The 22,232-nt window shown below is 38.1% G+C and carries 16 protein-coding genes; 15 read left to right on the forward strand and 1 reads right to left on the reverse strand.

Annotated features, from left to right (window positions below; all coding sequences use genetic code 11):
- Positions 1-187: 187 nt before the first annotated feature.
- Positions 188-574 (reverse strand): SPOR domain-containing protein, encoded by a 387-nt coding sequence (locus DSM02_RS14560; protein ID WP_128766298.1) that lies wholly within the window; start codon positions 572-574, stop codon positions 188-190.
- Positions 575-794: 220 nt separating this feature from the next.
- On the opposite strand from DSM02_RS14560, the gene DSM02_RS14565 reads away from it, so the two are divergent.
- The 15 genes from DSM02_RS14565 to DSM02_RS14635 all read left to right on the forward strand — a co-directional run bounded on the left by DSM02_RS14565 (position 795) and on the right by DSM02_RS14635 (position 22,159).
- Entirely contained in the window at positions 795-2,138 is a 1,344-nt protein-coding gene (locus DSM02_RS14565; protein ID WP_128766299.1) for a c-type cytochrome, read from the forward strand.
- 59 nt (positions 2,139-2,197) lie between these two features.
- Positions 2,198-5,284 carry a TAT-variant-translocated molybdopterin oxidoreductase gene (locus DSM02_RS14570; RefSeq protein ID WP_128766300.1) on the forward strand — a complete coding sequence of 1,029 codons (3,087 nt, stop codon included), beginning with the start codon at positions 2,198-2,200 and terminating at the stop codon, positions 5,282-5,284.
- Positions 5,285-5,316: 32 nt separating this feature from the next.
- Positions 5,317-7,104, forward strand: a complete 1,788-nt coding sequence (gene nrfD / locus DSM02_RS14575; RefSeq protein WP_128766301.1) for an NrfD/PsrC family molybdoenzyme membrane anchor subunit — start codon at positions 5,317-5,319, stop codon at positions 7,102-7,104.
- A 2-nt stretch (positions 7,105-7,106) separates the two neighbouring features.
- Positions 7,107-7,646 (forward strand): DUF3341 domain-containing protein, encoded by a 540-nt coding sequence (locus DSM02_RS14580; RefSeq protein WP_128761546.1) that lies wholly within the window; start codon positions 7,107-7,109, stop codon positions 7,644-7,646.
- 3 nt (positions 7,647-7,649) lie between these two features.
- Entirely contained in the window at positions 7,650-8,309 is a 660-nt protein-coding gene (locus DSM02_RS14585; protein WP_128766302.1) for a c-type cytochrome, read from the forward strand.
- 23 nt (positions 8,310-8,332) lie between these two features.
- A complete protein-coding gene (locus DSM02_RS14590; protein WP_128766303.1) occupies positions 8,333-9,697 on the forward strand; it encodes a quinol:cytochrome C oxidoreductase in 1,365 nt (454 codons plus the stop codon).
- A 26-nt stretch (positions 9,698-9,723) separates the two neighbouring features.
- Entirely contained in the window at positions 9,724-10,791 is a 1,068-nt protein-coding gene (locus tag DSM02_RS14595; protein ID WP_128766304.1) for a cytochrome c oxidase subunit II, read from the forward strand.
- Between the two features lie 26 nt (positions 10,792-10,817).
- A complete protein-coding gene (locus DSM02_RS14600; RefSeq protein ID WP_205875154.1) occupies positions 10,818-12,644 on the forward strand; it encodes a cytochrome c oxidase subunit I in 1,827 nt (608 codons plus the stop codon).
- Between the two features lie 121 nt (positions 12,645-12,765).
- On the forward strand, positions 12,766-13,788 hold the full coding sequence (gene ruvB, locus DSM02_RS14605; protein WP_128766305.1) for a Holliday junction branch migration DNA helicase RuvB: 1,023 nt from the start codon (positions 12,766-12,768) through the stop codon (positions 13,786-13,788).
- Positions 13,789-13,791: 3 nt separating this feature from the next.
- On the forward strand, positions 13,792-15,114 hold the full coding sequence (locus tag DSM02_RS14610) for a cytochrome P450 (protein ID WP_128766306.1): 1,323 nt from the start codon (positions 13,792-13,794) through the stop codon (positions 15,112-15,114).
- On the forward strand, positions 15,111-16,043 hold the full coding sequence (gene queG, locus DSM02_RS14615) for a tRNA epoxyqueuosine(34) reductase QueG (protein ID WP_128766307.1): 933 nt from the start codon (positions 15,111-15,113) through the stop codon (positions 16,041-16,043). The genes DSM02_RS14610 and queG overlap by 4 nt, the downstream gene beginning before the upstream one ends.
- 156 nt (positions 16,044-16,199) lie before the next feature.
- Complete coding sequence (locus tag DSM02_RS14620) at positions 16,200-17,678, forward strand: MFS transporter (protein WP_128766308.1); 1,479 nt, start codon at positions 16,200-16,202, stop codon at positions 17,676-17,678.
- On the forward strand, positions 17,679-18,851 hold the full coding sequence (locus DSM02_RS14625; RefSeq protein ID WP_128766309.1) for a glycoside hydrolase 100 family protein: 1,173 nt from the start codon (positions 17,679-17,681) through the stop codon (positions 18,849-18,851).
- Positions 18,848-19,777 carry a carbohydrate kinase family protein gene (locus DSM02_RS14630; protein WP_128766310.1) on the forward strand — a complete coding sequence of 310 codons (930 nt, stop codon included), beginning with the start codon at positions 18,848-18,850 and terminating at the stop codon, positions 19,775-19,777. Before DSM02_RS14625 ends, DSM02_RS14630 begins: the two co-directional genes overlap by 4 nt.
- Positions 19,778-19,849: 72 nt before the next feature.
- Positions 19,850-22,159 (forward strand): NADP-dependent malic enzyme, encoded by a 2,310-nt coding sequence (locus DSM02_RS14635; protein ID WP_128766311.1) that lies wholly within the window; start codon positions 19,850-19,852, stop codon positions 22,157-22,159.
- The last annotated feature ends 73 nt before the right edge of the window (positions 22,160-22,232 follow it).

Below are 22,232 nucleotides of genomic sequence, written 5' to 3' on the forward strand. Positions count from 1 at the left end.
TTGGACAACCTGAAGCTTAAAAGAAAGCGAGTAGTCTTTTTGGGTTCTTTTTGCATAACCACTCTTTGAGGGTGTTTTCATTACACTAAGGTTTTAGTGTATCGCTATTTCAGGACGGGACATTATAATAATAAAAAAGCCCGATCATTTGATCGGGCTTTTTATTTACTGTTCTTTTTTGTTGCTTCTAACGTTCTGGTTTCATTACAAAAGCGTTTGGGAAGTTTTTTTGAATCTGTAGAAGCGCTTGGTCTGCTTCAAGGCGGTTTCTGAAGTTTCCTACCCAGACTTTGTAGTTGGGACTTTCATAAACGATTTTAGGCTTCCATTCGGGATACTGAGAAGTGTACTTGCTGTGTATCTTGTTTGCTTCGGTAATATTGCCATAAAATAGCTGAATTTTATAGCGATCTGTCAATTCGTCATTAACAGTCATTTCAGACTTAAGTCTCAGTAATTCAGTTAGTCTGTCATCTTGAATAATACGTGAGTTTGCTGATTGACTGTATGTTGAGGTTGTTAAAAATCCACCAAAAAGGCATGATATAGTAAGCTTTATAAGGGTTCTTTTCATAAGAAAAAATGTTTAAGCAAAAGTAAAAGTTATAACTCAAAATGCGTGCTTTTTATTATTTAGAACTTATATAAATTACCTTTTAACGCTTTACTAACACTTCAAAAATCCACTTCTAAGTCTTACTTTTGCCATCAAATTTGTCGGCATTATTTCTAGTTTGTAGATGCTTTTAATCACTCAGATTGGTGCCGCGCTAAGATGACAATTCTATCATACTATGAAACAGGGTAAATACCTTAATTCAGCTTCTCGATTTTCTTTAATCACTTTAGCATTATTGCTTTCTTTTTCATCAATTGTGTTTGCTCAAGATGCAACAACTGATGAAGGTGCTGCTGAGTCAGAAACCACAGCTGCTGCTCAGGGTGGTGATGCTGCTGCCGGAAAGGCTTTGTTTAACGCTAACTGTGCTGCGTGTCATAAATTATACAGTCGTGCAACTGGGCCGGCTTTGTATGATGTTACTGAACGTCGCGACAGAGATTGGTTATATCGATGGATCAAAAACAATAAAGAGTTGAGAGATTCAGGAGATCCTGAGGCTATAGCTATTTATGAAGAGTATGGTGGGACTGCGATGAACTTGTTTCCGCAATTGACTAATGCTGATATTGATGATATCTTAGCGTATACTGATACTCCTAAACCAGAGCCTGTTGCTCCTGCTAATGCATCTGGAGGTGCCGGTCAAGGTGGAGGCGGTGGAGTTTCAAGCACGATCATACTGGCTATTCTTGCTGTTGTGTTGGTGATGCTTGTGGCAGTGCTGTTTCTTGTGAATAATACGCTTAGAAAGTTTGCGGTAGCGCAAGGTGTTGAGCTTCCTGTTAAAGAATCTCGCAAGCCAATCTGGAAAGCGTTTGTTGAAAATCAATTCCTTGTTTTAGTTTCTGTGATTGTTCTTTTATTAGGTGGAGCTTATTTCGCTTACGGATGGATGATGCAGGTGGGTGTTGATCAGGGTTATCAGCCAATTCAGCCAATTCATTATTCGCATAGAATTCACGCAGGTGATAATCAGATTGAGTGTAAGTATTGTCACTCTTCTGCTAGAACTAGTAAAACTTCAGGTATACCTTCTCTTAATGTTTGTATGAATTGTCATAAGAGTATTAGTGAGGTTGCAGATCAAACTTCAGAATTTAGTTCTGTTACTGAAGATTACTCAAAAGAATTCTACGATAAGGAGATTCAGAAATTATATAAAGCAACAGGATGGGATCCTGCAACTCAATCTTATTCTGGGGAAACTCAGGCGGTAGAATGGGTGCGAATTCATAAGCTTCCTGACTTTGCATATTTTAATCACTCTCAGCACGTGAGTGTAGCGGGTGTGCAGTGTCAAACGTGTCACGGTCCTGTTGAGGAGATGGAAATTATGTATCAAAATGCTCCATTGACGATGGGGTGGTGTATTAACTGTCACCGTGAGACTAACGTAAAAATGGATGGTAATCCGTATTACGAGAAAATTCACGAAGAGCTTTCTAAGAAGTATGGAGTTGAGCAATTGACTGCGGCTCAAATGGGAGGACTTGAGTGTGGTAAGTGTCACTATTAATAGAGTTTAAGAATACGTGTAGTCTAACTCGCGTTCCAAAATAAATAACAATAGATTTTATGTCATCAAACAAGAAATACTGGAAAAGTGTTGAGGAGCTAAATGAAAATAGCTCTATTGTTGAGGCGCTTAAACAGAATGAGTTTGCGCAAGAGATTCCGATGGATGAATTTCTTGGCGATAAAGATTCGTTAGATGCTTCATCTACTACGCGTCGTGATTTCTTAAAGTATGTAGGTTTTTCTACTGCTGCCGCAACACTTGCTGCGTGTGAAGGGCCTGTGAATAAATCAATTCCTTACGTGGTTGCTCCAGAGCGTATTACTCCTGGTAAAGCAGATTATTATGCTACAACAATGGCAGATGGTTTTGATTTTGCGAGTGTTTTGGTAAAAACACGTGAAGGAAGACCTATTAAAATTGAAAATAACAAACTTGCAGCTTCTTTAGGGGGTAATAATGCAAGGGTTCATGCTTCTGTATTGTCAATGTACGATACTAAGCGTTTACAAGGGCCTAAAATTGATGGTGCTGATGCTTCTTGGGAAGAATTAGATAGTCAGTTGGGTGATAAATTAAATAATTTAGGAGGTAAGAGTATTGTGTTGTTAACGCAGACTTTTGCTAGTCCTTCAACTTCAAAATTGATTTCTGAATTTAGCGCAGCTTATCCAAATGTTAAACATGTGGTTTATGATGCGATTTCAGAAACTGATGCTTTGGATGCTTTTGAAAGTAAGTATGGAATGCGTGCATTGCCAGATTATGATTTTTCTGAAGCTGAAGTAATCATCTCTGTAGGTGCTGATATTCTTGGTGACTGGCAAGGTGGTGGTTTCGGGCCAAGCTATTCAAGAAGCCGTGTTCCAAAGAATGGTAAAATGTCACGTCACGTTCAGTTTGAGGCAAATATGACATTATCTGGTGCAAATGCAGATAAGAGAGTGCCGATGACGCCTAGCGAACAGAAGAAGGCCGTTGCTGCAATACAAAGCATTGTTGCTGGAGGTAATTCTAATACAGGTCTTTCTCCAGAGCTTGATGAGGCGGTAAAGAGTGCTGCAAAGCAGTTAAAAAATGCCGGAAGTAAAGGTGTTTTTGTTACCGGTGTGCAAGATGTGAATGCTCAGACTGTTGCACTTTCAATAAATGAGACTTTAGGTAGTTCTATTATTGATACGCAAGCCCCAAAAATGACTCGTGAAGGTGATGCTCAGGCAGTTCAGCAACTGGTTCAGGATATGAATGCTGGTGCTGTGGGGGCGATTCTTATTGCTGGTGTTAATCCTGCTTATAGTTTACCAAATGTTGAAGAGTTTAAAACTGGTTTAGAAAAGGTTGATGTGAAGATTTCTTTCAATATGAAAGAAGATGAGACTGGTTTGTTGTGTAATTATTTGGCTCCTGCTCCTCATTATTTAGAATCTTGGGGTGATGTGGAAATAAAAAAAGGTCAGATCTGTTTAACTCAGCCTACAATTAGACCGTTGTTTAATACGAGACAATTTCAAGACACTTTGTTGGCTTGGGTTGGTCAAGATGTGAAATATTACGATTATCTTAAAAATAACTGGAGTAATACTTCTGTAAGTTGGAATCAAGCTTTACATGATGGTTTTGTTGCTGGTACTGTAGAGGCATCAACAGGAGAGGAAACTTCAGAGATGTCTAGTTCTTCTGAAAATGGAGCTATTTCTTTAGCAAGTGCTTTAGCTGCATTAAATCAAGATGGTGGTGCTTCTGGTTATGAATTGACTCTGTATTCTAGTACGGGTCTTGGTGATGGTCAGCAAGCGAATAATCCTTGGTTGCAGGAATTTCCAGATCCTATCACCAGAACTTCTTGGGATAACTATTTGACTATGTCAAAAATTGATGCTGATAAGTTAGGTGTTGAGAATGAGATTACATCTAAAGGTGCTCTAAATGGTAGCTATGTTAATGTTACTTTAGATGGTGTTACTTTAGAAAATGTACCGGTTTACATTCAGCCTGGTCAAGCTCCTGGTTCGGTTGGTTTGGCTTTGGGTTATGGTAAAAAAGCAGCTGTACAAGAAGAAATGCAGGTAGGTGTTAATGCTTACCCATTATATAAAGAATTTAATGCTACTCAATCTATTCAGATTGAGAAGGCTAGCGGGTGGCATGAGTTTGCTTGTGTTCAGATGCAAAATACAATGGCTGGTCGTGCGGATGATATTGTTCGTGAAACTACTTTAGAGATTTTTAATACTAAAGATATTCACGCTTGGAATCCGGTAGGAGAAGTTGATTACAATCATTCTGAGATTTCTGTTCGTGATAAGAATGCGGACATTTGGGAGTCTTTTGATGACACCATGGGGCCTCATTTTAATCTTTCTATTGACTTGAATGCTTGTACTGGTTGTGGTGCTTGTGTTATTGCTTGTCACGCAGAAAACAATGTTCCTGTAGTGGGTAAACAAGAGGTTAGAAACTTTAGAGATATGCACTGGTTGCGTATAGATCGTTACTATTCTTCTGCTGATACTTTTGAAGAGGAAACTAAAGCTCTTGAGGAGCTTCCGGCTTTCGATAGCTATTCTGTTGTTGAGAAGCAATCTTACGACAATCCAGAGGTTGCATTTCAGCCTGTAATGTGTCAGCATTGTAATCACGCTCCTTGTGAAACTGTTTGCCCGGTTGCTGCAATTGGTCACGGTAGACAGGGTCAAAACCAAATGACTTATAACCGCTGTGTAGGTACCCGTTACTGTGCGAATAACTGTCCTTATAAAGTACGTCGATTCAACTGGTTCTTGTATAGTGAGAATGATGAGTTTGATTATAATATGAACAATGACTTAGGTCGTATGGTTCTTAATCCAGACGTGACTGTACGTTCTCGTGGTGTGATGGAGAAATGTTCTTTTTGTATTCAAATGACTCAGAAGACTATTCTTGATGCTAAACGTGAGGGTAGAGCTGTTGAGGATGGTGAGTTTGCAACTGCTTGTAGTAACGCTTGTGATAATGGTGCTATTAAGTTTGGAGATGTAAACATGGAAGATTCTGAAATTGTAGCGTTGAAAAACGATAAACGTAAGTATTATTTACTGGAAGATATAGGTGTGAAGCCTAATGTATTCTACCATGTAAAAGTTAAGAATACTGCTGAAGCTTAAATTTAGTTTAAAATAAATATCAATATATTAATATGTCGTCACACTACGAAGCACCCATAAGAGAGCCTTTGATTCTTGGAGAGAAATCTTACCACGACATCAGCGTGGACGTAGGTGCTCCTATCTTAGGAAAGGCCAATAAATCTTGGTGGATTGTTTTTTCTATAGCGCTAATCGCATTCTTGTGGGGTCTTGGCTGTATTGTTTATACAGTGTCTACAGGTATTGGAGTATGGGGTCTTAACAAAACTATAGGCTGGGCCTGGGATATTACCAATTTCGTTTGGTGGGTAGGTATTGGTCACGCCGGTACACTTATTTCTGCGGTATTACTTTTATTCCGTCAAAAGTGGCGTATGGCAATTAACCGTTCTGCGGAAGCGATGACTATTTTTGCGGTTGTTCAAGCTGGTTTATTTCCTATAATTCACATGGGACGTCCTTGGTTAGCATATTGGGTATTGCCTATTCCTAACCAATTTGGTTCACTTTGGGTGAACTTCAATTCACCTCTGCTCTGGGATGTATTTGCAATATCTACTTATCTTTCTGTGTCATTGGTTTTCTGGTGGACAGGTTTATTACCAGATTTTGCAATGATCAGAGACCGTACTAAGAGTCCTTTTCAACAAAAAATCTACGGAATATTAAGTTTCGGTTGGAGTGGGCGTGCAAAAGATTGGCAACGTTTTGAAGAAGTGTCATTAGTTCTTGCGGGTCTTGCAACACCGCTTGTACTTTCGGTGCATACTATTGTATCTTTTGACTTTGCGACTTCGGTGGTACCTGGATGGCATAGTACAATTTTCCCTCCGTATTTTGTGGCGGGTGCAATTTTTTCAGGATTCGCAATGGTGCAGACCTTGCTTCTTGTTATGCGTAAGGTTGTCAATCTTGAAAATTATATAACAATCGTTCATATTGAATTTATGAACAAAGTAATCTTGCTTACCGGTGGTATTGTAACGGTTGCTTATTTGACTGAATATTTTATCGGATGGTATTCTGGTGTTCCTTATGAGAATTACACATACCTTTCTTTTGGTGCGGCAACTGGTCCTTACTGGTGGGCATTTTGGGCTCTTATTATTTGTAACCTTATTGTGCCACTTACACTTTGGGTCAAGAAATGGAGGAGAAATATAGTTTGGACTTTCATCGTAGCTCTGGTCATCAATATAGGTATGTGGTTTGAGCGTTTTGATATCATTGTAATCTGTTTGAGTAAAGACCGCTTGGCTTCATCTTGGTCAATGTTTCAGCCTACCTTTGTAGATATAGGTGTGTTTGTGGGGACAATAGGATTCTTCTTTGTATTGTTCTTATTATATGCAAGAACATTCCCTGTAATTGCACAAGCAGAGGTTAAGAGTATTCTTAAGTCTTCTGGAGCACGTTATAAGAGAATAAGAGAATCTGGTGAAGATTTGGCAGGTACGGCTGCAGATGCTCGTACTTCTAAATATGCTGAAAGAACAAGTTTAGCTTCAGCATCAAATGCTGCTGATACGTATCATCAGTCTACTGTTCATGCAGATGCATTAGTTGATACCGAAGCTAAAAAATCTGAGATCGATTTAATGCTTGCTAAAATTGGTACTTATGATCCTGCAACACAAACGGCAGATGATTTGAAAAAGATCAGTGGGGTAGGTCCAGTACTGGAGCAAAAACTACATCAGTTAGGTATTTATACCTACGATCAGGTGAGTAAAATGACAAAAACAGAATATGACCTTCTAGATGAGATTATCGATGCGTTTCCTGGTAGAGCAGAGCGTGATGATTGGGCAGGTCAGGCACAAAATCTTAAACAATAATTATGGCATCAGGAAACGTATTACACGTGCTTTACAATGATGATGATATTCTCATGAAAGCGGTTAAAGAGTTGCGTTCTAAGCATTATAGAATTATTGAGGTATACACACCTTTTCCGGTTCACGGATTAGATAAGGCAATGGGGCTTCCTCATACACGTCTTGCTATATGCTCGTTTATTTATGGACTTATAGGTCTTAGTGTGGCAACTTTGATGATGAACTTTATAATGATCGAAGACTGGCCAAGAAACATAGGTGGTAAGCCTAGTTTCTCTTATTTACAGAATATGCCTGCTTTTGTGCCAATTATGTTTGAATTGACTGTGTTTTTTGCAGCTCACTTGATGGTTATTACGTTCTATATGAGAAGTAGAATATGGCCTTTTAAAAAAGCTGAAAATCCTGATGTTAGAACAACAGATGATCATTTTCTAATTGAAGTAGATGCAGCTGATCACGATCTTGATACACTTTCTAAGTTTTTATACGATACAGGTGCATCTGAGATAAGTCTAATTCATAATGAAGAACACGCTTAACAAATGAGAAATAGTATTCAAATATTAGGTTCATTGGTAATGCTGGTTTTAGTGGCCTCTTGTCAAGATAAAGACTATAGAAATTACCAGTACATGCCTAACATGTATGAAGAAGTAAGTTATGAGACTTATGGTAATTATGATGTATTCCCTAACGGAATGGAAGCAATGCAACCTGCAGAAGGTAGTGTTTCTCGAGGTTGGATGCCTTATGGTTATGAAAATACTACGGAAGGTTATGAGGCAGCAAAAGCGAATCTTAAAAATCCCGTACCCTACACAGAAGATAATCTCAATAAAGGAAAAGCTCTTTATACTATTTACTGTGCAATTTGCCACGGTGATAAAGGTGATGGAAAGGGAACATTAGCTAAGCGAGAAAAAGTTTTAGGTGTTCCTGCATATAATGATCAGGGTCGTGCTATTACAGAAGGAAGTGTATATCACGTTACTTATTATGGTCTGAACACAATGGGGTCATATGCATCTCAAACTACGGAAGAAGAATTGTGGTTGATTAATCATTATGTTATTGATTTGAAAGATGCACTTGACGGAAAACCTAAAAGAGCATTTGAAAATGCAGAATCTTCTGAAACAGTTGCTGCTGATGAGCCTGTTGAAGAGCATCAAATGACTGAAGAAGCGCAAACTGAAGAATAATAAAGGCAGGATATTTCAAAATTATGTACACGTTATCAAGTAAATTAAGACTTTTCGCCATAGTTTGTATGGTTCTTGGACTGATAGGTTTGGTATTTGGATTTTTATCTGTACCCAGCACAGTTGAAGAAGCAAGCGAAATCCTGGCTTCTCATGAGGAGCATCACAGTTCTGGTGAAGAAGCGAGTCACGAGGAAGCAAATTTTGTTGACGAAGTTCGTCAGGAGCATGGATATTCTGAACACGCAATGGCTCAAGATAAAGATTTGGGACACGATGCGCACGAAGATGGTGAGCATATGGAGCACGTTTTACATCAAATGCAAGCCAAACCTTGGTCTGCTGCTTTTGTTGCTGCTTTTTTCTTTATGATGATCGCTTTAGGAACTTTAGTTTTTTATGCAATACAAACCGCAGCACAAGCGGGTTGGTCTCCTGTTCTCTTTAGAGTGATGGAAGGTATCACCAATTATTTACTTCCGGGATCTGTAATTGTTTTACTTATAGTAATATTCGCGGGAGAACATTTTTATCCTTGGCAAAATCACGAGTTAGTCGCAGAAGATTCTATTCTTCAGGAAAAATCAGGCTATTTAAATTTTCCATTTTGGTTAATTAGAGGTATAATCTATATTATAGGATGGAATTTATATCGTCACTTCGCAAGAAAGAACTCTCTTGCAATGGATGATGCAGAAGATTTAAAGCCTTATAAAAACTTATTTAAATATTCAGTTTACTTCTTAGCATTCTTTATAGTAACTGAATCAACAATGGCTTGGGACTGGTTTATGTCTATGACACCACACTGGTATAGTACACTATTTGCATGGTACATTTTCGCAAGTATTATTGTATCTGCAGTAACTGTTATAGCTATTGTAACTGTTTCTTTAAAAGCTATTGGTAAATTAGATTTTGTAAATGATAGCCACTTACATGATCTAGCGAAGTTTATGTTTGGGTTTAGTGTGTTCTGGACCTATTTATGGTTTGGTCAATTTATGTTGATTTGGTACGCTAATATACCTGAAGAAGTAACATACTTTATCTTAAGAATACAAGAATACAACCCTATCTTCTTCGGAATGATTATCATTAACTTTGTATTCCCTATTGTTATTTTGATGAATAGTGATTTCAAACGTGTATCCTGGTTTGTGGTAATAGCTGGTGTTATTATCCTTGTAGGTCACTACATAGATATATTCCTTTTGGTTATGCCATCAACTGTTGGGCCTTACTGGTCATTCGGAATTACAGAATTCGCTGCGTTACTTTTCTTCTTGGGTCTATTTATCTTAATGGTAGGTATGGGATTAGCTAAAGTATCGTTGAGGCCTAAGAATAACCCATTCTTAGTAGAGAGCGAGCATTTTCACTATTAATATCAACGAACAGAAAAAACACAACAATGACCGTTTTTTTAGTACTTATTGTAATCATTCTTTTTGCTGTAGCAATATGGCAAATGAATAAAATATATGCGCTTTCTAAAGGAAACTCTTCAGGAGAATCTGGTGAAGTTGCTAACGGAAAGGATAACCGAATCAATGCCAAATTGATGGTTATGTTTATGGTTTTCCTTTACTTCTTAATGTTCTATTGTTTCTGGCACTACTCTAAGTTCTATTTGCCTGAAGCTTCATCTGCACACGGTAGTAAATATGACAATTTGATGTTCATATCTATTGCTTTGATTATGGTAGTGCAGATCATAACACAATTCTTATTGCATTTCTTTGCATACAAATACAAAGGGAAAAAGGGTCAACGTGCTCTTTTTTATGCAGACAACGACAAGTTAGAATTCATATGGACGATTATTCCAGTAATTGTATTGGCTGGTTTAATTATCTACGGGCTATTTACTTGGTCTGATATTATGAACTTTGACGAAGATGAGGATGCATTAGTAGTAGAGTTATACGCACAGCGCTTTAACTGGAAAGCACGTTATGCTGGGGAAGATAATATCTTGGGAGATGCAAATGTTCGTTTTATAGAAGGTATTAATCAATTAGGTATAGATCCTAGTGATGTAGATGGTCAGGATGATGTAGTTACCCAAGAATTACACTTGCCTGTAGGGCGTCAGGTAATTTTTAAATTAAGATCACAAGACGTTCTGCATTCTGCTTACATGCCTCACTTTAGAGCTCAAATGAATGTTGTACCTGGGATGATTACTCAATTCTCATTTACTCCTACAGTAACAACAGAAGAGATACGTAAAACGGATTATATGCAAGAAAAAATGCGTACAATTCAAGAGATACGTAAAGAAAAAAGCAAAGAGCTGGTAGCTGCTGGTGAACCTGCTTTAGATGATTATGACGAGTTTGATTACTACTTATTGTGTAATAAGATTTGTGGAGAAAGCCATTATAACATGCAAATGAAAATTATTGTTGAGTCTCAGGAAGATTATGAGAAGTGGATTAAGACTCAGAAAACCTTTGAGGCTAGTGTAGCTCAATAAAAATTGTTATTTAAACGAAACTAGATATGTCAGCAAACGCAACAGCTTTGGAACATGCTCACGATGATCACGCACATCATGACCATCACCAGACTTTTATAACAAAATATATTTTCAGTACAGATCATAAAATGATCTCCAAGCAGTATTTAATTACTGGCTTAATAATGGGCTTCATTGGTATTGCAATGTCTATACTATTTAGAATGCAATTAGCTTGGCCTGAAAAAAGTTTTACAATTTTTGAGGTGTTTTTGGGTAAATGGGCTCCAGACGGAGTGATGGACCCAAGTATTTATCTTTCACTTGTAACCATTCACGGTACTATAATGGTATTCTTTGTACTTACAGCTGGTCTGAGTGGTACATTTAGTAACTTATTAATACCATTACAAATTGGAGCGCGTGATATGGCTTCTGGTTTCTTGAACATGGTTTCTTATTGGTTATTCTTTCTCTCTGCTGTAATAATGTGTTCTTCTTTATTTGTTGAAGCAGGACCGGCAGCTGCTGGTTGGACGATTTATCCGCCATTAAGTGCACTTCCTGAATCTATTTCTGCATCTGGTGCAGGGATGACGCTTTGGTTGGTTTCAATGGCAATTTTTATAGCATCTTCTTTATTAGGTTCATTAAACTATGTCGTTACAGTAATTAATATGCGTACAAAAGGTATGTCTATGACGAGACTTCCTTTAACTATATGGGCATTTTTTGTTACTGCAATTATTGGTATTGTGTCGTTTCCGGTTTTATTATCTGCAGCTTTACTTTTAATTATGGATAGAAGTTTTGGTACTTCTTTCTTTCTTTCAGATATATATATAGGTGGTGAAGTATTACATAATAGTGGTGGTTCTCCGGTCTTATTTGAACACTTATTCTGGTTCTTAGGGCACCCTGAAGTTTACATTGTATTGTTACCTGCTTTAGGTATTTCATCAGAAGTTATAGCTACAAACGCACGTAAACCTATTTTTGGTTATAGAGCGATGATTGCATCAATTCTTGCAATTGCATTCTTATCAACTATTGTATGGGGTCACCATATGTTTGTATCAGGTATGAATCCGTTCTTAGGTTCTGTATTTACCTTTACAACATTGTTGATTGCGATTCCATCTGCTGTAAAAGCGTTTAACTATATAACTACTTTATGGAAGGGTAACCTCCAGATGAACCCTGCGATGTTATTTTCAATAGGTTTAGTTTCAACTTTTATTACTGGTGGTTTAACCGGTATTATTTTAGGTGATAGTACGTTAGATATTAACGTTCACGATACGTATTTCGTAGTAGCGCATTTCCACTTGGTAATGGGTATATCTGCACTTTATGGTCTGTTTGCTGGAGTGTATCACTGGTTCCCTAAAATGTTTGAAGGTAAAATGCTTAATAAGAATTTAGGTTATGTTCACTTCTGGGTGACGGCGATAGGTTCTTACGCGGTGTTTTTCCCGATGCACTTTATAGGTATGGCTGGTTTACCAAGACGTTATTACTCAAACACTGCTTTCCCTTACTTTGATGATTTGGCAGATGTGAATATGATGATTACGGTTGCTGCAATTATTACAGCTGCTGTACAACTTGTATTCTTATATAACTTTATTTCTTCTATTTTCTACGGAAAGAAAGGACCTAAAAACCCTTGGAAATCCAATACATTAGAATGGACTACAGAATTAAAGCATATACATGGTAACTGGGTTGGAGAGATACCTTCAGTTTACCGTTGGCCTTATGACTATAGTAAATTGAATGAAGATGAGACAGACTATGTAATAGCTGGTCAGGATTTTGTTCCGCAGACTGTTCCACTTCAGGAAAATGAAGAAGAAATGAATCACTAGATTCAAATAAAATACACTAAAAAGCCCGCTAATTAGCGGGCTTTTTATTTATGAATGTTTTTATTTCTGCTTTTGAGAAGTTGCTTATATTTTCAAAAAGCCTATTTAGTATCTTTGCGTTATGAATGAGAATTTAGATGCAAGTGGAGAGGGGTTCACTCCTGAAGAGTATGACGTAGAGCGTGCCTTACGGCCGCTTAGTTTTGGAGATTTTACCGGTCAAGAGCAGGTTATTGAAAATCTAGAGATATTTGTTCAAGCTGCGAATCGAAGGGGAGAGGCATTAGATCACACGCTCTTTCACGGTCCTCCTGGGTTAGGTAAAACAACTTTAGCAAATATCTTAGCAAATGAATTAGGTGTTAGCATCAAGGTAACTTCTGGTCCTGTTTTAGATAAGCCTGGTGATCTTGCAGGATTGCTTACCAATTTAGAAGAACGTGATGTTTTATTTATAGACGAAATTCACAGATTGAGCCCTATAGTTGAAGAGTACTTATACTCGGCTATGGAAGATTACAAAATTGATATTATGATCGAAAGCGGACCGAATGCCCGGACCGTTCAGATCAATTTGAATCCTTTTACACTCATTGGAGCAACTACTCGTTCAGGCCTATTAACTGCTCCTATGCGAGCGCGGTTCGGTATTTCTTCGCGTCTTCAGTATTATAATACAGAGTTGCTAACTACTATTGTTCAACGTAGTGCAGATATTTTACAAGTACCTATAGGTATGGAAGCCGCTATTGAAATTGCAGGTAGAAGCCGCGGTACACCTCGTATTGCAAACGCCTTGTTGCGTCGTGTGCGTGACTTTGCAGAGATTAAAGGTAATGGAACTATAGATATTGAAATTGCACGTTTTGGTCTAATAGCTTTAAATGTAGATGCGCACGGTTTAGATGAAATGGACAACAAGATTCTCGCAACTATAATCGATAAATTTAAGGGCGGTCCGGTTGGGATTAGCACTCTCGCAACAGCTGTTTCTGAAAGTGGCGAAACCATCGAAGAAGTTTATGAGCCGTTCCTGATTCAGCAAGGATTTATTATACGTACTCCACGTGGGCGAGAGGTTACTGAAGCAGCTTATAAACATCTTAATCGAGTCAAAGGTCCTGTTCAGGGAGGTTTGTTTTAAGCTATGCAAAAGATTCCAGAAGTTTCTATCCTGCAGTTTTTTAGATCTGCACTTAAAATTTTAAAAAATCCGTTACCTTTTCATCATAAAAACTTTAGAGAAAAAGGTGATACTTTTCGACTGAATCTCAGTTTTTCCAAAAGTGTTATTTTTAGTAGAGATGCTTTATTTGCACAACATGCACTACAGAAAAATCAAAAGAATTATCATAAATCTCCCATTCAGACTAAAGATCTGGCAAAGTATGTAGGTCGTGGTTTGTTGACTTCAAACGGAAAGCATTGGGCTAAGCAGCGTAAGCTTATTCAGCCTGCTTTTCATAAAAAGCAATTGGCGCAAATAATTGCTAAAATAGATCAAGCTATTACTACAGAATTGAATAAAGTGGTTGTCAATGAACCCTTCGATATTTTTCCGGTGTTTAATGATCTAACTTTTCAAACCGTGGTTCAGTCTTTATTCAGTAGTGCGGTTGATCAGAAAAATATCAATCGCTTGCAGTATATAACGGAGTCTGCTCAGAAAATGATGGTGAGAGAATTACGTCAGCCTTATTTGGGCTGGTGGTTTAAGGTATCTGGTAAGCTGAGAGATAATCTAAAACTTACACAAGAAGCACGTCAAATTCTTGACAAATTAGTAGATGAGCGAATCGCCAGTGGACAAAAAGAGAATGATGTTTTAGATATGTTGCTTGATGCACGTTATGATGACGGCACAGCAATAGAGCGAGAGCAATTAATTGATGAGATTCTGATTTTATTTATTGCTGGTCATGAGACAACTTCTAATGCGTTGACCTTTACTGCAGAATTACTAGCCAGGCATCAAGAGGTTCAGGAGCGAGTTTTTAAAGAAGTTCAGCAAATAGAAGAGGTTGACTTACTGGAGCAATTGAAAGGAATGAAATTTATAAATAATGTGGTAAATGAGTCGATGCGTTTATATCCACCTGCATACTTTATTGACCGTATTAGTTTAGAAGAGGATTTTATTTCGGGATTTAAGATTGAAGCGGGAGCTAATATCTTGTTTTCCATTTTTGAGATCCACAGACAAGAAGATTTTTGGGAGAACCCAGAGGATTTTAATCCCGATCGTTTTGAAGATGAAAGTTTGAAATATTCGCCCTATTATTATCCTTTTGGTGCAGGTCCTAGAATGTGTATCGGTAATAATTTTGCGATGTATGAAATGATTTTGGCGGTAGCTCAACTCCTTAAAAAATTCAAAATAACCTATGAACCTGAGCCCATAGAGGTCAATCCGTTGATAACATTAAAGCCTAAAAATTCTATCTTAAATTTTACTCCGCGCGACATTTGAATTCTAAAAAAGCCGAATATACCAGATTAATTAAAGCCGAAGCAAAACGTCTTGGCTTTATGTCTTGTGGTATTTCTAAAGCAGGTTTTTTAGAGGAAGAAGCTCCGCGACTAGAGAACTGGCTGAAGAAAAATATGAACGGTGAAATGCGCTATATGGAAAACCATTTTGATAAGCGTCTTGATCCTAGGTTGCTTGTTCCCGGGGCTAAAAGCGTAGTTTCCTTATTACTTAATTATTTTCCGGAAGAACAACAACGAGAAGATTCCTTTAAGATCTCTAAATATGCTTATGGTACAGATTATCATTTTGTCATTAAAGATAAGCTGAAAGAGTTTTTAGAATATATCAGAGAGACTATTGGCGAAGTAGATGGAAGAGCTTTTGTTGACTCAGCCCCGGTTCTCGATAAAGCCTGGGCGGCAAAAAGCGGATTAGGCTGGGTAGGTAAACACAGCAATTTACTCACTAAACAAGCGGGGTCGTTTTATTTTATCGCAGAATTGATTATTGACTTGGATCTTGAGTATGATACACCAGTGACAGATCATTGTGGTTCATGTACTGCATGTATAGATGCGTGTCCCACACAAGCTATTGTTGATCCGTATATTGTAGATGGTAGTAAGTGCATCAGTTATTATACGATAGAACTTAGAAATGAAATCCCAGATTATGCTCAGGATAAGCTGGACGATTGGATGTTTGGTTGTGATGTATGTCAAGATGTTTGTCCATGGAACCGATTTTCTAAGCCGCACTCTGAACCTCTTTTCAACCCTAAAACTCAAATTCTGGAGAATTCTAAAAAAGAATGGCGTGAGTTAACACAAGAGGTGTTTTCTGAAATATTTAGAAAATCTCCTGTAAAACGCACTAAGTATTCAGGATTGATGCGGAATATTGAGTTTTTAGATAATAAACAATAGTTAATATTTTCTTAAGTTTTTAAGGAATATATTTCTGTATTCTTGTATATTGAAAGCCTGAATTGTTCTTATAATTAGCGAAAACGTTTGAAATTAGTAAAAAGGCAAAATACTCTTCTCAAGCTAAAATGATCTTTTAGTTTATTACATCCACTTATGAATAAATTTTTAAGTGCTTTAAAGAAACCGAATCTTTCCTTTTGGCAGATTTGGAATATGAATGTCGGTTTTTTTGGTATTCAGTTTAGTTTCGGGCTGCAGCAAACAGCTATCAATCCTATATTTTCTTTTCTGGGTGCGGACCACGCAGATTTACCCTTGTTAAATCTTGCAGGTCCCGTTACCGGACTTTTGATTCAGCCTATAATTGGTGCGATTTCAGATAAAACCTGGTTGCCTAAATGGGGCGGACGAAGAAAACCTTTCTTTTTAATAGGAGCAATTTTAGGTAGTTTATGTCTCTTTGCTTTTCCATTCAGTCCAGAGTTATGGTTTGCAGTAGGTCTTTTGTGGATTCTTGATGTGGCAAATAATACTGCAATGGAACCGTATCGCGCTTTTGTGGGTGATAAATTGAATGATGATCAGATTACCTTTGGTTATCAAATGCAAAGTCTCTTTGTAGGTGCTGGTATAACCATTGCTAACTTCTCACTGTTTTTGTTTCAGGATTGGTTTGGAGCTCCGGCAGATCAAAGTGCTGCATTGTGTAGCACCGCAACAGAAACTGTTTCCAATATCCCAACCTGGGTTTATTATTCCTTCTTTTTAGGAGCAATCGCTTCAGTAGGAACTATATCCTGGTCAGTATGGAAAACACCAGAAATTCCGCCTTCTGAGGAAGCTTTAGCAGAGCTTAAACGCGAAAAACGAGAGTCTAATTTTGTTGATCGCATAAAAGAACCTTTTACTGAAATTATTGCAGCGATAGGTAAAATGCCAAAGATGATGCAAAAACTGGCGACAGTTTATTTCTTTCAATGGTATGCATTGTTTGTGTATTGGCAGTTTATAACCCCGATGTTGCGAAGCAGTATTTATGGAATAACAGAAGAAGATAATCAGCGTTTTGAAGGTGTTATGGAAGCCTGCCGCAGCGGTGGAGTAGTAGGTACAGGTGATACGGCTTTTGCGCAAAACTTTCAGATGGTTTCTGAGCAAGCCCTGGCTCAAACTGGTTTGATGAATGGGACTTATAATTTTGTAACCATGATTGTGGCACTCGCATTAGTTCCTTTCGCTAAGAAATACGGCTCGCGCAACGTTTATGTGATGAGTCTGGTTTTTACCGGTATAGCTATGTTAAGTATGCCATATATTAAAAATGAATATGCATTACTCATCCCGATGATCTTGTTTGGTATAGGTTGGGCGGCAATGATGGGAATACCGTATGCGATGGTTTCTAAAGTAATTCCCGAAGAAAAGCGCGGCGTTTATATGGGAATTGTAAATATGATGATCGTGATCCCTATGTTGATACAAACAGTAACCTTTGGTCCTATAATTAAAAATCTTTTGGGTAACGATGCAATTAATGCAATTCTTCTTGGAGGAGTGTTCTTTATCATTGCTGCAATACTAGCTTTGCGGTTAAAAAAGAGCTATTCTTCAGATGAAATTAAGATGAACTAAATGACAACAGCATATTCTCAAGCAATAGATTTACTCCATAGAGTTGCCACGGAAAAAGGATTTCTTGCCAGTGCAAATGATATTGCAAATTATCGCAGGGTTTGGGCAAGAGACGGCGTGATATGTGGCCTTGCCGGTTTGGTTGATGGAGATTCAAAACTGGTAGAAGTCTTTAAGCAAACGCTCATTACTCTGGCAGAACATCAGCATGATCTGGGTAATATACCTTCTAATGTGTATTTTACAGAAGCAAAAGCCGAACTCAGTTTTGGTGGTCTTGCTGGCCGTGTTGATACGGTGTCGTGGTTTATAATAGGTGTGTGTCAATATGTACTCAAAACAGAAGATTCAGCATTTATGAGAATGATGAAGCCGCACGTTTTAAGAGGTTTTGAATTGATGCACAGTTGGGAATATAACGATGGGGATTTGATGTATGTTCCGCGAAGCGGAAACTGGGCGGATGAATATCCTACTCAGGGTTTTATTTTATATGATCAATTACTTCGGGTTTGGGCAATGCGGTCGTATTTGAAGCTGCACGCTGATACTGTTCTTTCAAATAAACTGGAGGCTATTACAGCAAAACTCACTAAGAATTATAAACAACGAGGTTCACAAGAGGGAGTATATCATCCTAAAGCGTATGCTGCTTTAAATGAGAAGCCATATTGGGTTGCATCATTAGAGCCTGCTGGTTATCAAACACAATTTGATGCTTTTGCAAATAGCCTTGCGCTGATGCTAGACTTAGGCAATGATGAAGATAAAACGCAACTTGTAGATTATACTGAGGCTACGCGTAAAAGCTTGACTACGCAATTATTGCCTGCATTTTGGCCGGTAATCAAAGAAGGCGATGACGACTGGAGATTTTTAATTAACAATTGTAAATACGAATTTAGGAATTACCCATACGAATTCCATAATGGAGGAACGTGGCAGATGGTAAATGGTTTTTATGCTATGGGACTCGTTGAGCAGGAAAAAAAAGAGCTTGCCGAAGAGGTTTTGAGCCAGATTGACAAGCTGAATGCAAAAGAGAAATGGTCTTTTTATGAAAATTTCAATTCTAAAACCGGTGAGCCTAATGGAGTGCCATATTGTACATGGAGTGCGGCGGGAGCAGTATTAGTGCATCAGGCGCTGCAAGGAAACACACTTTTTTTATGAAAAAGGAAATAGACATTATTTGTGTTGGGGAAATTCTCCTAGATTTTATAGGGATTCAAGAAAATGTATCTCTCTCAGAGACCGAAAGCTTTCAGCGTTTTTTAGGCGGAAGTCCCACAAATGTTGCGGTTAATACAAAACGACTCGGCTTAAATTCCAGATTGATTTGTGCGATAGGTAAAGATGGACTGGGAGATTTTGTTCTGCAAAAATTAAACGATTTAAATCTGAATACGGAAGGAGTAGCGATACTAGATGATTTTCCTACCAGCGTGATATTCGTGTCAAAAACCACCGGAACACCAGATTTTATAGCCTATCGTGAAGCAGACAAGGAGTTGGTTTCAGAACAACTGCCAACAGCTTTATTGAAACAAGCTAAAATTTTTCATACCACGTGTTTTGCGCTTAGTAAAATCCCGGCACAGCAAGCAATTTTAAGAGCAGCAAAAGAAGCTTCAGAGTTAGGATTGCAGTTGAGTATCGATGTCAATTATAGCGAGCGGATCTGGCCAGATCGTGAAGAAGGCCTAAGGGTGATCAAAGTGTATTGCAGCTATAACCCTTTGGTCAAAATAAGTGAGGACGATATGTTTAGACTTTTTGCAGAACATAAACCACACCAAGAGATTTTTGATTTTTTTCATACCAATGGTGTTGATCTGGTGTGCTTAACCTTAGGTGCAGAGGGAGTAAAACTATCGAGAAAAGGAAATGCTGTGATAACACTTCCGGCGTTAAAACTAGAATTTTTAGCTGATGCAACTGGTGCAGGCGATGCATTTTGGTCTGGATTCCTATACAGTTACTTGCAGAAAGTTTCAGATAAAAAAGCTGCCGAAACAGCTTTAAAACTGGCAGCTTTAAAACTTCAGCATTTAGGAGTTATTCCTTCAGATATTGATGTTTTGACAGAAATTAGCTAAAGGAAACCTTGTAAATTCTTAGTCTGATTCAATAATAGGTTTACTTTTGTAATACGAGTAAACAACTTAAATATGAGCAAAGAAAGTAAGCGCCGAGAGGCTTTAGTCTATCACGCAAAACCTACACCAGGTAAAATTGCAGTAGTTCCTACTAAAAAATATTCTTCACAACGCGACTTGTCATTAGCTTATTCGCCGGGAGTTGCAGAGCCTTGTCTTGAGATTGAAAAAGATAAAGAGAATGCTTACAAATACACTGCAAAAGGAAATCTTGTTGCTGTAATTTCTAACGGAACAGCAGTTTTGGGTCTGGGAGATATAGGCCCCGAAGCTTCAAAACCCGTGATGGAAGGTAAAGGCTTGCTTTTTAAGATTTTTGCGGGTATTGACGTTTTTGATATTGAAGTAGATACTAAAAATGTAGATGAGTTTATTGCAACGGTTAAAAATATTGCGCCCACTTTCGGAGGAATCAATCTTGAAGACATTAAGGCTCCCGAAGCTTTTGAGATAGAACGAAGACTAAAAGAGGAATTAGATATTCCGGTGATGCATGATGATCAGCATGGTACTGCGATTATTTCTGCGGCAGCTTTACTAAACGCAGTAGAGCTTACAGGTAAAAAGATGGATGAAATTCGCATTGTTGTGAGTGGAGCTGGAGCTGCGGCTGTTTCCTGTACCAGACTTTACAAAGCTTTTGGTGCAAAATCAGAGAATATTGTAATGCTAGACAGTAAAGGGGTAATTCGTAGCGATCGCGAAAGTCTTTCTTCTGAGAAAGCAGAGTTTGCTTCAGACCGAAAAATAGATACGCTTGATGAGGCGATGGTAGATGCAGATGTGTTTATAGGTCTTTCTATAGCAGATATCGTTTCGCCAGAAATGCTAAAAGCTATGGCGCCTAATGCAATTGTATTTGCAATGGCGAACCCTAATCCTGAGATTGATTACAATCTTGCGATGGATACGCGTGACGATATCATAATGGCGACTGGCCGTTCTGATCACCCTAACCAAGTAAATAATGTGCTTGGTTTCCCGTTTATTTTTAGAGGAGCGTTAGATGTACGTGCTACTAAAATTAATGAAGAAATGAAAATGGCAGCGGTTAAAGCCCTTGCCGAGCTCGCAAAAGAATCTGTGCCTGAGCAGGTGAATATTGCTTATGGTGAAACCCGATTGAACTTTAGTAAAGAATATATTATTCCAAAACCTTTTGATCCTAGATTGATTACAAAGGTTCCGCCAGCAGTGGCAAAAGCCGCAATGGAAAGTGGGGTTGCAAGAGAGCCTATTACAGATTGGGTAAAATATGAAGATGAACTCTTAGAGCGCATGGGCTCAGATAACAAAATTGTACGTCTTATACTCAACCGTGCTAAAACGGAACCTAAACGTATTGTATATGCCGAAGCAGACCAACTTGATGTGCTTAAGGCTGCTCAGATTGTATATGATGACGGAATTGGAACTCCGGTTTTATTAGGGAATCGCGAGACAATCGTTGAATTAATGGAAGAACTTGATTTTGATGCAGATATTCAGATTATAGATCCTAAAACCCCCGAAGAAAAACCGAAACTTAACGAATATGCACATCTGTATTGGCAAGAGCGTAAGCGTAAAGGTGTGACTTTGTATGATGCTCAGAAGTTGTTGAGACAGCGTAATTATTATGCATCAATGATGGTGAAGCAAGGAGATGTAGATGCTATGATCACGGGGTATAGTAGTAGTTACCCTTCTGCAGTTAAACCGGTTTTAGAAGTTATAGGTTCTGCGCCTAATGTTCAGAAGGTTGCTGCAGCAAACTTGATGAATACAAACAGAGGACCCTTGTTTTTAGCTGATACTTCTATCAATATTGAACCTTCAGCAAAAGAACTAGCTAAGATTGCATTGATGACCGCCCGTACGGTGCGTTTGTTTGGGATGGAACCTGTAATCGCAATGATCTCGTATTCAAACTTTGGTTCTTCAAAAAATCCTCAGGCAGATAAAGTGCGTGAAGCGGTCTCTTATTTACATAAATTTTATCCGGAATTAGCTGTAGACGGCGAGTTGCAGGCAGATTTTGCGTTAAATTCTGATATGCTAAAAAGCAAATTCCCGTTTTCTAAGCTGGCTGGTAGAAAGGTAAATACGCTTGTTTTTTCTAATATAGATTCAGCAAATATTACCTATAAAATGATCAAAGAACTCAATAAAGCAGATAATATTGGGCCTATTATGATGGGGATGAAGAAACCCGTTCACGTGCTTCAGCTAGGAGCAAGTGTAGATGAGATTGTAAATATGTCTGCCGTTGCAGTAATTGATGCTCAACAAAAAGGAAAAAGACTTCAGGAAGAGCTTCTAGGAGATAGCGTTAAAGCATAAGTTTCTTAAATTTTAGGCTTCAGGTGTGCTCAATTATTTTAGTACATTTGAAGCCTTAACGTTTTTTATAGCA

Origin of the sequence: Leeuwenhoekiella polynyae, assembly GCF_004104075.1 — a bacterium.
GTDB classification, from domain to species: Bacteria; Bacteroidota; Bacteroidia; order Flavobacteriales; family Flavobacteriaceae; genus Leeuwenhoekiella; species Leeuwenhoekiella polynyae.